This is a genomic window from Nocardioides pocheonensis (genome assembly GCF_003725535.1).
Taxonomy (GTDB): domain Bacteria; phylum Actinomycetota; class Actinomycetes; order Propionibacteriales; family Nocardioidaceae; genus Marmoricola; species Marmoricola pocheonensis.
In genome coordinates this window covers 65,582-80,145 of sequence record NZ_RJSF01000040.1, presented here as the reverse complement: position 1 = coordinate 80,145, position 14,564 = coordinate 65,582, and the positions used below count along the sequence as shown (strand labels likewise).

Sequence of the window (14,564 nt, the reverse complement as noted above, 5' to 3'; positions counted from 1 at the left end):
AACCCTCAGACGTCTGCGCCGAGCTCGCCGTCGGCGAGGGCTTCCTTCGTCTCCTCGTCGTCGTCGTACTGCAGGTAGTGGATGCCCTGCTCGACGTCGCCGTCGAAGTTGAGGTGACCGGACTCGAGCACGAGCACCCGGTCGCACATCGCCCGCACCGAGGAGGAGGCGTGGCTGACGTAGAAGATCGTCGTGCCCTGCTGGCGGATCTCCTGCATCTTCGCCATGCACTTCTTCTTGAACGGCTTGTCCCCCACCGCGAGCACCTCGTCGGCCAGGAAGATGTCGGCGTCGACGTGGATCGCGATGGCGAAGCCCAGCCGGGCGAACATGCCCGAGGAGTAGTGCGAGACCGGGGTGTCGAGGAACTTCCCGATGTCGGCGAAGTCCACGATCTCGTCGAACTTGCGCTTGATCTCCGGCTCGCTCATCCCGAGGATCGCGCCGTTGAGGTACAGGTTGTCGCGGCCGCTCAGCTGCGGGTGGAAGCCGGCCCCGGTGGCGATCAGGCCGGCGATCCGGCCCCGCGTGAGGATACGACCCTCGTCGGGACGCATCACGCCGTTGATCAGCTTCAGCAGTGTGCTCTTGCCGCTGCCGTTGAGGCCCATCAGGCCGATCGACTCACCCTGCTCGACGGTGAACGACACGTCGTTGACCGCGCGGAAGTGCTCCTTCAGCGGCAGGCCGCGGATGGTGGCCACCGCCATCTGCTTCAGGGTGCGGTGGTACTGCATGGTGAAGTCCTTGGACACGTGGTCCACGACGATCGATTCGGAAGCCATGTCAGAGACGCTCCGGGAACTTTCCTTCGAGGCGCGAGAAGAACCTCTGCGCCAGCACGAGCATGACGGCGCAGACCGCCAGCATGATGAAGCCGCGCTCCCACAGGTCCGGTGGGAACTCATGGGCGTACTGGCTGGGCTTGAGGGTGGGCGCCCAGAACAGGCGCTGCATCAGCATGACCGCCTCGGCCAGGGGATCGGCGAAGTAGAGCTGGTAGGCCCACGGGTGGTCCTGGCCCATCCGCGCGATGTAGGAGTACGAGTACATCATCGGGACGAGGAAGTGCAGGAACTGCGTGAACGTCGAGACGATGTTCTGGAAGTCCTTGAAGAACACGTTCAGCGCCGAGAAGGTCAGCGACAGCGCCATCGAGAAGCAGATCAGGATCGCCATGCCGAGGGCCCCGGCGGCCAGGCCGACCAGCGTGAAGTGCCAGCCGAGCAGCGCGCAGGCGATCCCGAGGATCAGCACCTGCGGCCCGGTGTGGTACGCCGCCACGACCATCGAGGCCACCGGGAAGATCTCGCGCGGAACGCGCATCTTCAGCACCAGCGTGCGGTTGTTCCAGATCGAGTGCGTGCCGCCGCTCCACGTCTCGGTGAAGTAGTGCACGAACACCATGCCGGTGAACAGGTGGAGCGCGAAGTTCGGGGTGGAGTCATGGGTCCTGAGGATGATGCCGAAGACCGCGAAGTAGACCACGAACCGCAGCGCCGGCTGGATGTACGACCACAGCAGGCCGAGCAGCGAGGCGGCGTACATCTGGGCGAGCTGACGGGTGACGATCAGCCTGAGCAGGTAGCGCTGCTGGAAGACCTCGACGAGCCCTCCGTGGGGCGAGGGATCCACGAGCTCGGCGTCGACGACGCGCTCCTGCTTGGGTCCGCGCAGCTCGACGACGGGCATCGAGTCGGCCTTCTTCTCCATCAGCCGGCGCGCCTTGCGCGCCGCGTTGCGACGGCGTCCGCGCTCGTCGACCTTCGCCTGCCTGGCCGCCGCTGTTGCGGCCTTGTTCGCGGCCCTCACTGACGACCCTCCGTGGATGCGATGAACGTGGACTCCCAGGTCTCGGGCGAGGTCACCTCGGCCAGGGCGTCGCGGTAACGCTGCGAGAGCGTCGGCCACTCCCGGTAGAGCCGCTCGTGGATCTCGAGCGTGCGCCGCAGCAGGTCGCGGAACTGCTCGGGCTGTCGCTGGTAGAACGCGGCGGAGGTGCCGTCGGGCATGCTCACGATCGCCGAGTCGAGCGTGGCCAGGCGGTACCACCGGGCGTCCATGGTCGGAAGGTTGCTCTCCGGGAACTCCCGTGAGAGCGAGCGGACCGCGCGGAACTGGCGCAGGCCGCCGAGGACGGCCGACACGAGCTGCGTGGGCCGGCTCGGGATCTCCGACGTGTCACCACGGCGGGGCGGCTTCGAGTGCCGCACCGGCGGGAACGCGTCGGGGTCGGAGGAGACCTGGGCGTCGGTGAACTGCGTGCGGAACTCGCGTACCTCCCCGAGCTTCGTGCCGAGCTCGTCGTGCAGCCGCTCAGGCCCGCCGAACACATCGACCAGGGCGCGGTGGCGCAGCTCGACGGTGGAGTACTGCATCGCCAGCAGGTGCTTGATCTGGTGGTTCAGGCTCTCCCAGATCAGCCGTCCGCCGTGCGGGAACGGCGAGTGCAGCAGGGCCGCGACGAACCGGTTGCGCTGGTGGAAGTAGGCCTGCCAGTCCAGCGCGTCGTTCTTGTCGGTCCACGGGATGTGCCAGACCGCGGCGCCCGGCAGCGTGATCGTCGGGAAGCCGGCCGCCTGCGCACGCAGGCCGTACTCCGAGTCGTCCCACTTGATGAACAGCGGCAGGCTCAGCCCGACCGCGCGGACCACCTCGGTCGGGATCAGGCACATGAACCACGGGTTGAAGTCCACGTCGAGGCGCCGGTGCAGCCAGCGGGTGCTGCGCAGGTTGCGGGCCCCGAAGTCCCACTGCTCCTCCGCCGACTTCGGCGTCATCCACCAGAACCGGTTGCGGTCGATGATCTCGCCGAAGCTGTGCAGCTGGGCCTTGGCGTAGATGCTGAACATGTGGCCGCCGACGATCGACGGACGGCGGGCGAGGTCGCTGAAGGTCACCGCCCGCAGGATGCTCTCGGGCTCGGCGACGATGTCGTCGTCGAGGAAGAGGACGTACTTCGACCGGCCGGCCTTCAGGGTCTCGAACTGCGCTCGCGCGAAGCCGCCGGAGCCGCCGATGTTGCCCTGCTCGATGACCCGCAGCTTGCCGGCGAGCTGGCCCTCGGCCTTCGCGAAGCCGGGGTCGTCGACGACCTTGTTCGTGCCCTGCTCCATGACCAGGACCTCGTCGAGGACCGAGCGGACGTCGTCGTCGGCGCCGATCTGGCCGATCAGTGCGGCGCAGAAGTCGGGGCGGTTCATCGTGGTGATGCCCACGGTCACGGTGCCGGGCTCGGCACGGTCGGCCGGGACCTCGGCGCTCCAGGTGGCCTCCTCGATCACCGCGGGCTCGTCACCGGCGACCACGTCGAACCAGTACCAGCCGCCGTCCACGAACGGCACCAGGGTCAGGTCGAAGGAGACCGCGCTCGGCCCCGACGTCTCGCAGGTCCACCCGTCGACCCGCTGCGACCGGCCGTTGGCCATCGAGCGGTAGACGATCACGCTGGCACCGACGCCGCTGAGCGTGATGTCGAGGCGTACGCCGCTCACGACCGTCCAGCGCCGCCAGTAGCCGGCCGGGAAGCCGTTGAAGTAGGTGCCCAGCGAGATCCGCTGCGACTCCTCGACGCGCAGTCGTCGGCGGTCCAGGATCGCGTCCGGGTGCAGCGCCGTGCCGGAGGAGATCGCCTGGCGCGAGGCGGCCTTGTTGACCTTCTGCGCGCTCTTGTTGGTCCCGATCATCTCCCGGTCGGCGTCGAGCTGGACGCCCTCGGTGTCGACGTACAGGGGCACCACGTCCAGGTCACGGTCGGCGGGCAGCACGAACCGCTGCAGGACCCGACGGACCGTCGGGGTGCCGGGCGAGAGGTCAGTCGTCATCGGCCACGCCTCCGGACGTCAGCGCGACACCGTCGGTGAAGTGCGGCTTGAGCTTGTTCTCGAACATCGACAACGCGGATCCGATCGCCATGTGCATGTCCAGGTACTGGTAGGTGCCGAGCCGGCCGCCGAAGAGCACCATCTGCTCCTGCTTGGCGAGCTCGCGGTACTTCAGCAGCTTCTCGCGGTCCTCGGCAGTGTTCACCGGGTAGTAGGGCTCGTCCCCCTCCTCGGCGAAGCGGGAGTACTCGTGCACGATCACCGTCTTGCCGGGCAGGTGGGTCTGCACCCGCTCCGGGTGGAAGTGCTTGAATTCGATGATCCGGGTGAACGGGACATCCTGGTCGTTGTAGTTCACCACGCCCGTGCCCTGGAAGTCGTCGACGTCCTCGATCGACTCCTCGAGGTCGACGGTGCGCCACGAGAGCCGGCCCTCGCAGTGGTCGAAGTACTCGTCGACGGGGCCGGTGTAGACGATCGGCACCCGACCCTTGTACTGCTCGGCGACGGAGAAGAAGTCGGTCTCGAGCCGGACCTCGATGTTGGGGTGGTCCGCCATCCGGGTCAGCCACGCGGTGTAGCCGTCGGTGGGCAGGCCCTCGTAGGTGTCGTTGAACCAGCGGTTCTCGAAGGTGTAGCGCACCGGCAGCCGGGTGATGATGTCCGCGCTCAGCTTGGTGGGGTCGGTCTGCCACTGCTTGGCGGTGTAGCCCTTGATGAACGCCTCGTAGAGCGGGCGTCCGATCAGGCTGATCGCCTTCTCCTCGAGGTTGGTGGCGTCCTCGGTGGCGATCTCGCTGGCCTGCGAGGCGATCAGCTCGCGGGCCTCCTGCGGGGTGTGGCTCTTGCCGAAGAACTGGTTGATCAGCCCGAGGTTCATCGGCAGGGAGTACACCTGGCCCTGGTACTTGCCGAACACGCGGTGCTGGTAGCCGGTGAACGAGGTGAACCGGTTGGCGTACTCCCAGACCTTCTGGTTGGACGTGTGGAAGAGGTGCGCGCCGTACTTGTGCACCTCGACGCCGGTCTCGGGCTCCCGCTCGGAGTAGGCGTTCCCGCCGAGGTGGTGGCGCCGCTCCAGGACGAGCACCCGCAGGCCGAGCTCGGCCGCGCAGCGCTCAGCGACGGTCAGACCGAAGAATCCGGATCCGACGACGACGAGATCGGGGTCCACACACACTCCATCCACAGACATTGAGCCCGGGTCAGTCTAGCCGCGAGCCGAACCCGTCCTGTTCGCGAGCAGGCGGCGGTACGCGACCTTTCTCACACCCTCGGGGACCAGCCGGTACCCGCCACGCACCGCGACGTTGCGCAGGTACTCCGCCCGTGACGTGATCCCGAGCTCCCGGAACCGCCGCTGCAGCCGCAGCTCGCTGCGCAGCAGGGCGGTGCCGCCGCGCCGGGCGTAGGCCCCGGCCCCCACCCGGTAGTAGACCAGCGGCTCGGCGAGGTTGGCCGGCGCGGCGCCCGCGTCGACCATCCGGGCGAAGAGCAGGTAGTCCTCGAGCAGGGCCATGTCGGTGTAGCCGCCGGCCGCGAGCACCGCGCTGCGCCGGTAGACCACGGTCGGGTGGTTGAAGGGGTCGCGGAACCGGATCACGCGGCGGATCTCGTCCGGGTCCGTGGGCGGCGTACGACGCCCGACGACGTCCTCGATCGAGCGCCCGAACTCCAGCAGCCCCGAGCCGACGATGTCCGCACCCGCCTCGATCACCGCGAGCTGCCGCTCGAAGCGCTCGGGGAGACTGACGTCGTCGGCGTCCATCCGGGCCACGATCTCGTGGCTGCTCGCCGCCAGGCCGGCGTCGAGCGCGGGCCCGAGGCCGATGTTCTGCGGGAGCGCGAGGTGCTGCACCGGCATCGGCAGGGTCGCGACCAGGTGCTTGATCTCGGCCGCCAGCGCCTCGGGCACCGGTCCGTCCTGCACGAGCACCACCTCGTCGGGCGGCCGCGTCTGGGCCGTCGTCGAGGACAGCACCGCCTCGTGCAGGAACCCGGGGTCGTCCTGGGCATAGGTGCTGACCAGGAGCGTGAACGGCTGGTGTCGGCCGGTCTCCGGGCGCGGCGGACGGGCCTCGGAGAGCACGACGGCGTTCGGCCGCGGGCGCCGCAGCCCTGCCCCGAGCCCGCGGGCGAGCGCGCGGCGCAGCACCAGACGGTTCGAGGAGCGGGCGAACGTCCGGGCCCAGCGGCGGGCGGTGGCGGCGCCGTACAGCGCCTTCTCCGGGACGGTGAGGCTGCGCGACCGGGAGAACATCCAGACCTTGTTGCGGACCTCGTAGAAGAAGCGGTCGCCCGGGTCGGCGTCGGTCGAGCCGAACGCCCGCGTCTTGTGCACGACGACGCTCGCCGGGCAGTACAGCCCCACGCCGCCGCGCACCAGGCGCGTGGAGTACTCGAAGTCGTCGTTCCAGAGGAAGTAGTCGGCGACGGGCAGGCCCCGCTCACGCACGCGGTCGGCGTCGCACATGAGCGAGACGAACGACGCCGACCGGATCGGCACGGCGCCGACCCGCTCAGCCGCGGCGGACTCGGCCGCGTTCGCACCCGGCTTGCGCCGGGGGGTGTTCATCGGGTGGTCGCGACCGTCGGTCCACACCACCTTGCTGGCCAGCACGGCCGGGCGCCCGCCCCCGTCCGCGGCATAGCCGGTCCAGGCGCGCACCAGCTCCTCCGCAGCCGTCGGCGTCGGCACGGTGTCGTCGTCGAGCAGCCAGATCAGGTCCGGGTGGTGCAGCAGGGCCTGCTCGATCCCGACGGCGAAGCCGCCCGCTCCCCCGGTGTTCCGGCGGAGGTGGACGACGTCGAGGCCCAGCTCGGCGCCGTACGACGAGTCGAGCAGCTCACGCGTGCCGTCGGTCGAGTCGTTGTCGACCACGACGATCGCACTCGGCGCGTGGGTCTGCCCGTGGACCGCGGCGAGCGACTCCTGCAGGAGCGCGAGCCGGTTCCACGTCACGACGACGGCGACGACGCTGGCTGGGGAGGGCACGCCAGAACCCTAGTCCGGCTCGCAGGCGCCGAGTCAGCAGGCAGAGCCGAGGTCGTCGGCCTGGTTCGCGGCGTACCCGGCGTGCATGCTGCCGATCGCGCCGCCGGTGGTGCCCTGGCTGGCCGGCTGCTTGGGCGCGCCGCTCGGCGGGGTGGACCCGGTCGACTGCGTGCCCTTCGCGGCCTTGCCGGCCGAGACCGCCCTGGTCGCGTTCTTGGCCTTCAGCGCCGTCTGCACGATCTCCTGGATCTGGGCGATGTCCGGGTGGGAGGTGTTCACCAGCGGGGGCACGAACGAGACGGTGCGCACCGGCTGGCTGCGCGCCTTGAGCGCCAGGTCGATGAAGTGGTCGACCTCGGAGAGCGGCACGTCGGTGGAGATGAGGTCCTCGCTGGCCTTGGCGATCTTCTCGAACTTCAGCACGACCTTCTGCGGGCTCAGCTGCTGCAGCATCGCGTTCATCACGCACTTCTGCCGGGCCATCCGCGAGTAGTCGTCGGCCGACTCACGCGACCGCGCGAACCACAGTGTCTGGAAGCCGTTCAGCTTGCGCTTCCCGGGCTTGATGTAGCCGGTCACCGGGCCGCCGACGCCGCCGATCGGGATCCGGTCGCGCACGTTCAGGGTCACTCCGCCGACCGCGTCCACCATCTTCTGGAACCCCTTGAGGTTCACCATCGCGTAGTAGTTGATCTTCAGACCCGTGATGCCCTCGACCGCCTCGGTGGTGGCCTCGACCCCGGGGTTCTGCACGCCTGTGAACAGCGCCTTGTGGTCGGCCGCCCAGGTGGCCAGGGAGTTCAGCTCGCAGGTCGTCCCGCAGTTGTAGCCGCGGGGGAACTGCTCGGCCATGATCGAGCCCTTGGCGAACGGGAAGTTCAGCATGTTGCGCGGCAGGCCGAAGAGCACCGTCTTGCCGGTCTGCTCGTCGATGCTGGCGACGGTGATGCTGTCCGGTCGCAGGCCCCAGCGGTCGGCGCCGGAGTCACCGCCGAGCAGCAGGATGTTGTAGCGCCCGTCGTGGGAGCCGCTGGCCGGGCCGCTGGAGAACATCGCGGCGAGGAAGTCCTTCTGCACGCTGACCACGTGCGAGGCGAACAGCAGGCTCCCGGCCACGGAGAAGCACAGCACCCCGTTGATGCCCACCATCGCGAGGCGCTGCCGCTGGCGCAGCGCCAGCGGCTCGCCGATGCGCCAGGCGTCCACCAGCAGGAACGCCCAGCCGACCGCGAGCGCCATCAGCCCGAAGCGCACGAGCCCGAGCCAGAACGGGTTCGAGGCGAACCAGAACACGAAGCTCTTCGAGATCACCGCGAGCAGCAGGAGGCACACGCCGGTGAGGATCAGACCGAACCAGATCCGCATCGCGATCCGGCCGACCTCCTTGCGACCGGCCACCAGCTGGGCCGAGCCGGGCAGCACGAGGGTCATCACCATGAGCGCCAGGGCGCGGCGGAAGCGGATCCGGCCGAGCTCCACCCGGGCATCCTGCGCATGCATGGCGCCAAGTATCACCAGTCACATGCGTCACTCAGGTGCGGCGCGCCGCGAGGATCTCCTCCTTCCGCGCGAGCCGGTGGGCCCGGCGGATCCCGGCCTCGCGCGCCCGCCGTACCTCGTCAGGGGTCTGCGGCGCGAGCGGCGGCACCTGCCGCGGTGCGCCGCTCTCGTCGATCGCGACGAAGACGAGGTACGCCGAGGCGACGTGCACGGGCTCGGTGCCGGCGCGGTTCCACGGCTCGGTCTCGACGCGGACGCCGACCTCCATCGACGTGCGACCGGCCCAGTTGACCTGTGCCTCCGCGCGCAGGATGTCGCCGACGTGCACCGGAGCCAGGAACGCCATCTCGTCCATGGCCGCGGTCACGGCCGGGCCGCCGCTGTGCCGGCCTGCCGCCGCGCCCGCGGCCGAGTCGACCAGGCGCATCACCTCGCCCCCATGGATGTTGCCGAGCAGGTTCACGTGGGTCTGGCTCGCGAGCAGGCTGAGCGACACCCGTCCGTACGACGGCGGCAGCGACTCCATGGGCACGACCGTAGCGGCGAAGGTGAGCCCTGTACCGTCTCGGCCATGCCGGACCGTCACGATCCGCCGGAGTTCGACTGGCTCTACGGCAAGGACGCCCCTCCCGACCCGGAGCCGACCCGGGTGATGCCGCGTGCGCCGAGGGGCGACCACTTCGCGCGCGCGCCCCAGCGCCCGACCCCACCGCCGGTCGCCCCCACCGTCACCCCGAGGAAGAGGCGACGCTTCCCGTACGGGAAGCTCGTGATCCTGCTGCTCGTGGCCTGGATCGCCTACCTGGTGGTCGTCCCGATCCTGGCCTGGAAGCGCATCGACCAGGTCAACGACACCCCCAGCGGGCAGCGGCCGGCCGAGCAGCCCGGCACGACGTACCTGCTCGTCGGCTCCGACAGCCGCAAGGGCCTGACCAAGGCCGAGAACCGCCGGCTCGGCACCGGCGGCGTCGGCGACGTCGGGCAGCGCACCGACACGATCATGCTGCTGCACACCGGCTCCGGCCCCAGCCTGCTGCTGTCGATCCCGCGCGACTCGATCGTGCCGATCCCCGGTCACGGCACCACGAAGATCAACGCCGCGTTCGCGTACGGCGGCGCGCCGCTCCTGGTGCAGACCCTCGAGCAGACGACAGGCGTCCGGATCGACCACTACGTCGAGATCGGGTTCGGCGGCTTCGTGAACTCCGTGGACGCGGTCGGCGGCGTGGAGATCTGCCCGACGCAGCGGATGGTCGACCGTCGAGCGAACCTGAACATCAAGAAGGGGTGCCAGCACGTCAACGGCATCACGGCCCTCGGCTACGCCCGCTCCCGGCACACCTCGGGCATCGGCGACATCGACCGGGCGAAGCACCAGCGCGAGGTGGTCAGCGCGATCGGCTCCGAGGTGAAGTCGCCCTGGACCGTCCTGAACCCCTTCCGCTACTGGAGGGTGAACATGGCCGCGACCTCGTCGCTCAAGGTCGACAAGGACAGCGGCGTCGTCGACCTGGCGCGGTTCGCCTGGGCGATGACCCGGGTCAACGGCAAGGACGGCCTCACCTGCTCGATGCCGATCCGCGACCTCGCCGTCCACTGGGACACCCAGCGCGCGCTCGCGCTGATGAAGCTGATCAAGACCGACCGCACCGGCGACATCCCGAAGAGCCTGTGCCAACCGACAGGAATGACGAACCCGTGACCTCCTCCTACGCCGGCCTCGAGACCCTGACGGTCGCGATCGACGACGACGGCATCGCCACGCTCACGCTCCACCGGCCCGACGCGCTCAACGCGTTCACGGTGACGATGGCCCACGAGCTCGAGCAGTTCTTCCTCGACGCCGCGCGCGACGACACGATCCGCGCGATCGTGGTCACCGGCGCAGGCCGTGCGTTCTGCGCCGGCATGGACCTCTCCGCCGAGGGCAACGTCTTCGGCCTCGACGAGGACGCCGCGCCCACGCCCGCCGACCTTCGCGAGCGACTCACCGAGGAGCCCTTCCAGAGCGGGGTACGCGACACCGGCGGCAAGGTGACCCTGGCGATCCACGCCTGCCCGAAGCCGGTGATCGCCGCGATCAACGGTCCTGCCGTCGGCATCGGCGCCACCATGACCCTCGCCATGGACCTCCGGCTGGCCTCCACGAAGGCGCGGATCGGCTTCGTGTTCGGCAGGCTCGGCATCGTGCCCGAGGCGGCGTCGACCTGGTTCCTCCCCCGCATCGTGGGGATCCAGCAGGCGCTGGAGTGGGTCTACTCCGCGGAGATCCTCACCGCCGAGCAGGCGCTGGCCGGCCGGCTGGTCCGCTCGGTGCACGAGCCCGAGGAGCTGCTCGACGCGGCGTACGCACTGGCGCGGTCGTTCGTGGTGGGGCGCTCTCCCGTGGCCCTCGGCCTGGCCAAGCAGCTGCTCTACCGCAATGCCGCCGTGCCGAACCCGCTCGAGGCGCATCGGGCCGACAGCCTGGCGATGTGGCACACGTCCGTGGGCGACGGCAAGGAGGGCGTGGCGGCGTTCCTGGAGAAGCGTGAGCCGGAGTTCACCGGCCGGGCCAGCGAGCTGCCCGAGATCTTCTAGCCGGCCGGTCGGAGCGTGCGGTCCAGGAGGTCGCGCAGGGTCACGTAGTGCCGCTCCGCGCCCGCCTCCTGGTAGCTCGACGTGTCCGCCATCGTGTAGCCGTGAGGAGCCCCCTCGTACACCTCCGAGGTGTGGGTGAGGCCCGCGTCGGCCAGCGCCGCGTCCAGCCTCTCGATCGCCTCCGGCGTCATCGAGCGGTCACCGTCGGCGTGCCCGAAGTAGAACTCTGCGCGCGCCCGCGGCAAGCCGTGGTGCGGGCTGTCGGCGTCCTGGTTGGCCAGGCCGCCGCCGTGGAAGCCGGCACAGGCCGCGACGTCGTCGGGCCTCAGACAGGCCGCACGCACGGCGAGCCGCGCGCCCATGCAGTACCCGGTGACGCCGATCGGCCCGTCCGCGACGTCCGGCAGCGCGCGGAGCGCGTCCACGTACGCCGGGATGTCCCGCTCGGCGAGCCGCGCCGTCAGACCCCGCACGCGGCCCATCGCCTCGGCGATCGCCTGCTCCCGCGCCTCCGGTGCGCGCAGGTCGACCGTGGGCGCCAGCTCCTCGATCGTGCCGTCGCGGTGGAAGACGTTGGGCGCGAGCACGACGTAGCCCCAGCCGGCGATCCGGTCGGCCATCTGCTCGATCTGCGGCCGGATGCCGAACGCGTCCATGAACAGCAGCACGCCCGGGTGGGGTGCGTCGTCAGCGGGCCGGCTCACCCAGGCCTCGGCGGTGCCGTCGGGCACCGCGACGGTGACCAGCCCGTCGCGCTGGTCGGTCACCAGGGACGGGTCTCGGGGTCGGCGTCCTCGTCGAAGTCGCTGAGGTCGTAGTCGGGCTCGGTCTCCGGCCCGTCCTCGGAGTCGATCACGTGGACCGCCGCCTCCTCCGCGCTGGCGGCACCTCCGGCGATGCCGACGTCCTCGGCGACCTCGTCCTTCTCCTCGTCCTCGCCGAACCCCTCGTCGGGAGCGACCAGACGCCCGGCACGCGGGTCGGCGGTGCCGTAGTCGGTCTCGTCGGCGTACGGGTCGGGCTCGGGCTCCTCCTCGGCCAGCCGCTCCTCGAGCGTCTCGCCCGCGCGCATCTCCTCGCGGGTCACCCCGTGACGCAGGTGCGCCGGCTCGAACTCCGGCGGCGAGTAGCCCTCGTCCAGCGGGTCCTCGAGGCCGCGGTCGCTCATCCAGTCCTCGGCGCCGGGCTGGTCCTCGTCGTCGACGCTCTGCTCGCCGTAGACCTCGCGGTCACCCTCGCCGGGCATCTCTGACATGGGGGCCTCCTGTGGCTCGTCGTCGGCGTGCTGGGCGGAACGGGACGGATGCGGTGTCGGTGAATCCGTCCTTCGCCCGAGGGTACGACCCCCGACATACCCATCAACGAACGGATCGATGTGAGGAGCAGGCATGGCTGACCTGAGTGGCAAGACGGTGGCCTTTCTGGTGGCGCCGGAGGGCATCGAGCAGATCGAGCTCACCGAGCCGTGGCAGGCGGTCGAGGAGGCGGGCGGCACGCCACGCCTGGTCTCGACGAAGTCCGGCCGGGTCCAGGCCTTCCACCACCTCGACAAGGGCGACACGTTCGAGGTCGACGAGACGGTTGCGGACGCCGACCCCTCGTCGTACGACGGCCTGGTGCTGCCCGGCGGCGTCGCCAATCCGGATGCGCTGCGGATGGACAAGCAGGCGGTGGACTTCGTGCGGTCGTTCTTCGACAGCGGCCGTCCGGTCGCGGCGATCTGCCACGCGCCGTGGACGCTCGTCGAGGCGGACGTCGTGAAGGGCCGGACGCTCACGTCCTGGCCGAGCCTGCAGACCGACCTGCGCAACGCCGGCGCGACCTGGGTGGACGAGGAGGTCGTCGTCGACGGCAACCTCGTGACCAGCCGCAAGCCCGACGACCTGCCGGCGTTCAACCGCGAGGCGCTGGAGCTGTTCGCGCGGTAATGCTTCCGGCGGGGGCCTCGCGGCACTAGATTCGCATCAGTTCGTATCAGACGGCACGGGGGCGTCTCTGATGGGGTGTGATGACTGTGTCCGAGGTCCCCGAGTCGACGACCAGCACGGGGTCCGGCGCACCCTGGGGCGCCGCTGCGGCCGCCTTCACGCGGTGGCGTGAGGGCGACGACCAGGGGCTCGACGACCTGGTGCGCCTGCTGAGCCCTGTGCTCTGGCAGGTGGTCCGCGCCACCGGCCTCGACCGCGAGCGTGCGGAGGACGTCGTCCAGACGACCTGGATCGCGCTGGTCGACCACGCCGACGCGATCACGAGCCCGCAGGGCATCGCCGCGTGGCTGTGCACCTCCGCCCGCCGCGAGGCGTGGCGCGCCGGCCGGCAGGCCAGCCGCGAGCGGCCGGTCGAGGACCAGGTGCTCGCGCACGGGCTGCCCGACCACGAGTCACCCGAGCACCAGGTGGTGCTCGACGACGAGGCCGCGATGGTGCGCTCGTGCCTCGAGAAGCTCCCCGAACGTTGCCAGAAGCTGCTGCGGATCGTGGCGGCCGGGCCCCGGCCCAACTACAACGACGTCGCCAGCACCCTCGGGATGCCGGTCGGCAGCATCGGTCCCACCCGCGGCCGGTGCCTCGACAAGCTGCGCCAGGAGCTGGTGCAGGCAGGGGGAATCCGATGAACGAAGCGACTGGTGCACCCCGGTCGGACGACGAGCTGCTCGACTCCGTGGCTCGCCTGTGGGAGAAGATCGACCCGCCGCCGGAGGACCTCGCCGACGGCGTCCTCGCCCGGCTCGCGGCGCAGGACCTCGAGTACGAGCTGCTCACCCTCGTCGAGAGCGACGAGGCCCTGGCCGGCGTACGCAGCGCGACGATGCTGCGCGCCCCCGACGAGACCGGCACCTGGTCGCTGGAGTACCTCGGCCCCGGCTTCCGCGTGCAGCTGCGGATCTCCCGCCGCGGTCGCCAGGCCCGGCTCGACGGCTGGGTCTCCCCGCCGCAGCCGATGACCGTGATGCTCTCCTCGGTGCTGCGCAAGGGCTCCGTGCTCGAGGCCCAGGTCAGCGACTCCGGCCGCTTCGAGTTCCCGGTCGCCCCCGCCGGCGCGTGCCGGATGACGTTCGTGACCGAGACCGGTGGCCGCCCGCAGGCCACGCCGCCCTTCTGGATCTGAGGCGAATACCGCACCGGCGATCTCGCCGGTGCGGTATGTGTAGGACGAGCTCGGGCTCATACGCGCGTAGGCGTCAACAACTGGAGACCCCATGGCACAGCGCAACGAAAACCCCTCCCCACGACCCTCGCAGGAGAAGCTCAATGCGATCAGAGCGCTGCAGGAGAAGCAGTGGGCGGAGCGGCTGAAGGACGTGGCCCCTCGTTTCCTGGACCCGGCGACGGCCACGCCCGTCGACGACATCACCCCGTTGCCGACGGCATATTCCGGCAACCGGCTCCTGGTCAGCCACGACTTCGCCCGCGCGAACGCGGATCTCCTCGAGCGGCTGGCGGAGATCGCCGAGCGGCTGGGCTGGGAGCTCGACACGTCGCACGCCCGCAGCGACGAGGTCCCTCAGCACCGCCAGGAGCTCAGCGTCGCTCGCCTGCGGCTGCGTGCGGACGAGGGGACCACCAAGCCACCCGACGCGTTCACGCTGCTCCAGCTCGCCCGGAAGGAGCTCGGGGTCGAGGCGATGAGGCCCTTCGGGCTCGACCACCTGGTGAACATCTGCG

15 protein-coding genes are annotated in these 14,564 nt (G+C 70.2%); 6 read left to right on the top strand and 9 right to left on the bottom strand.

Translation table 11 applies throughout. The features are described 5' to 3' along the window. Positions 1-5: 5 nt before the first annotated feature. Genes EFL26_RS11250 through EFL26_RS11220 form a run of 7 tightly spaced genes read right to left on the bottom strand, consistent with a single transcriptional unit; the run spans position 6 to position 8,845 of the window. The gene (locus EFL26_RS11250; protein ID WP_123222984.1) at positions 6-785 is read right to left on the bottom strand and encodes an ABC transporter ATP-binding protein; all 780 of its coding nucleotides are present in this window, start codon (positions 783-785) and stop codon (positions 6-8) included. Between the two features lies 1 nt (position 786). Continuing rightward, the gene (locus EFL26_RS11245) at positions 787-1,812 is read right to left on the bottom strand and encodes an ABC transporter permease (RefSeq protein ID WP_246000153.1); all 1,026 of its coding nucleotides are present in this window, start codon (positions 1,810-1,812) and stop codon (positions 787-789) included. Further along, on the bottom strand, positions 1,809-3,824 hold the full coding sequence (locus EFL26_RS11240) for a glycosyltransferase (RefSeq protein WP_123222983.1): 2,016 nt from the start codon (positions 3,822-3,824) through the stop codon (positions 1,809-1,811). Before EFL26_RS11240 ends, EFL26_RS11245 begins: the two co-directional genes overlap by 4 nt. Further along, complete coding sequence (gene glf, locus EFL26_RS11235; RefSeq protein ID WP_246000152.1) at positions 3,814-4,998, bottom strand: UDP-galactopyranose mutase; 1,185 nt, start codon at positions 4,996-4,998, stop codon at positions 3,814-3,816. The genes EFL26_RS11240 and glf overlap by 11 nt, the downstream gene beginning before the upstream one ends. 36 nt (positions 4,999-5,034) lie before the next feature. Further along, on the bottom strand, positions 5,035-6,819 hold the full coding sequence (locus tag EFL26_RS24715) for a glycosyltransferase (RefSeq protein ID WP_123222981.1): 1,785 nt from the start codon (positions 6,817-6,819) through the stop codon (positions 5,035-5,037). Between the two features lie 33 nt (positions 6,820-6,852). Then, complete coding sequence (locus EFL26_RS11225; protein ID WP_123222980.1) at positions 6,853-8,319, bottom strand: LCP family protein; 1,467 nt, start codon at positions 8,317-8,319, stop codon at positions 6,853-6,855. 31 nt (positions 8,320-8,350) lie between these two features. Beyond that, positions 8,351-8,845, bottom strand: coding sequence for an acyl-CoA thioesterase (locus EFL26_RS11220; protein WP_123222979.1), 495 nt, complete (start codon positions 8,843-8,845; stop codon positions 8,351-8,353). A 45-nt stretch (positions 8,846-8,890) separates the two neighbouring features. On the opposite strand from EFL26_RS11220, the gene EFL26_RS11215 reads away from it, so the two are divergent. Together EFL26_RS11215 and EFL26_RS11210 are read left to right on the top strand one after the other, a co-directional pair. After that, complete coding sequence (locus EFL26_RS11215; RefSeq protein WP_123222978.1) at positions 8,891-10,021, top strand: LCP family protein; 1,131 nt, start codon at positions 8,891-8,893, stop codon at positions 10,019-10,021. Next, positions 10,018-10,899, top strand: a complete 882-nt coding sequence (locus EFL26_RS11210; RefSeq protein WP_123222977.1) for a crotonase/enoyl-CoA hydratase family protein — start codon at positions 10,018-10,020, stop codon at positions 10,897-10,899. The genes EFL26_RS11215 and EFL26_RS11210 overlap by 4 nt, the downstream gene beginning before the upstream one ends. Here the strand turns inward: EFL26_RS11210 and EFL26_RS11205 are convergent. Next, positions 10,896-11,666 carry a dienelactone hydrolase family protein gene (locus EFL26_RS11205; protein ID WP_246000151.1) on the bottom strand — a complete coding sequence of 257 codons (771 nt, stop codon included), beginning with the start codon at positions 11,664-11,666 and terminating at the stop codon, positions 10,896-10,898. The genes EFL26_RS11210 and EFL26_RS11205 overlap by 4 nt on opposite strands. Continuing rightward, positions 11,663-12,154, bottom strand: a complete 492-nt coding sequence (locus EFL26_RS11200) for a DUF5709 domain-containing protein (protein ID WP_221176932.1) — start codon at positions 12,152-12,154, stop codon at positions 11,663-11,665. Before EFL26_RS11200 ends, EFL26_RS11205 begins: the two co-directional genes overlap by 4 nt. A 133-nt stretch (positions 12,155-12,287) precedes the next feature. On the opposite strand from EFL26_RS11200, the gene EFL26_RS11195 reads away from it, so the two are divergent. The 4 genes from EFL26_RS11195 to EFL26_RS24205 form a co-directional block, all read left to right on the top strand. Continuing rightward, a complete protein-coding gene (locus EFL26_RS11195) occupies positions 12,288-12,827 on the top strand; it encodes a type 1 glutamine amidotransferase domain-containing protein (RefSeq protein WP_123222976.1) in 540 nt (179 codons plus the stop codon). An 80-nt stretch (positions 12,828-12,907) separates the two neighbouring features. Beyond that, entirely contained in the window at positions 12,908-13,513 is a 606-nt protein-coding gene (locus EFL26_RS11190; protein ID WP_123222975.1) for an RNA polymerase sigma factor, read from the top strand. After that, the gene (locus EFL26_RS11185) at positions 13,510-14,007 is read left to right on the top strand and encodes a hypothetical protein (RefSeq protein ID WP_123222974.1); all 498 of its coding nucleotides are present in this window, start codon (positions 13,510-13,512) and stop codon (positions 14,005-14,007) included. Before EFL26_RS11190 ends, EFL26_RS11185 begins: the two co-directional genes overlap by 4 nt. A gap of 91 nt (positions 14,008-14,098) precedes the next feature. Next, on the top strand, positions 14,099-14,564 hold a 466-nt coding region (locus EFL26_RS24205; RefSeq protein ID WP_183408148.1), incomplete at its 3' end, for a hypothetical protein.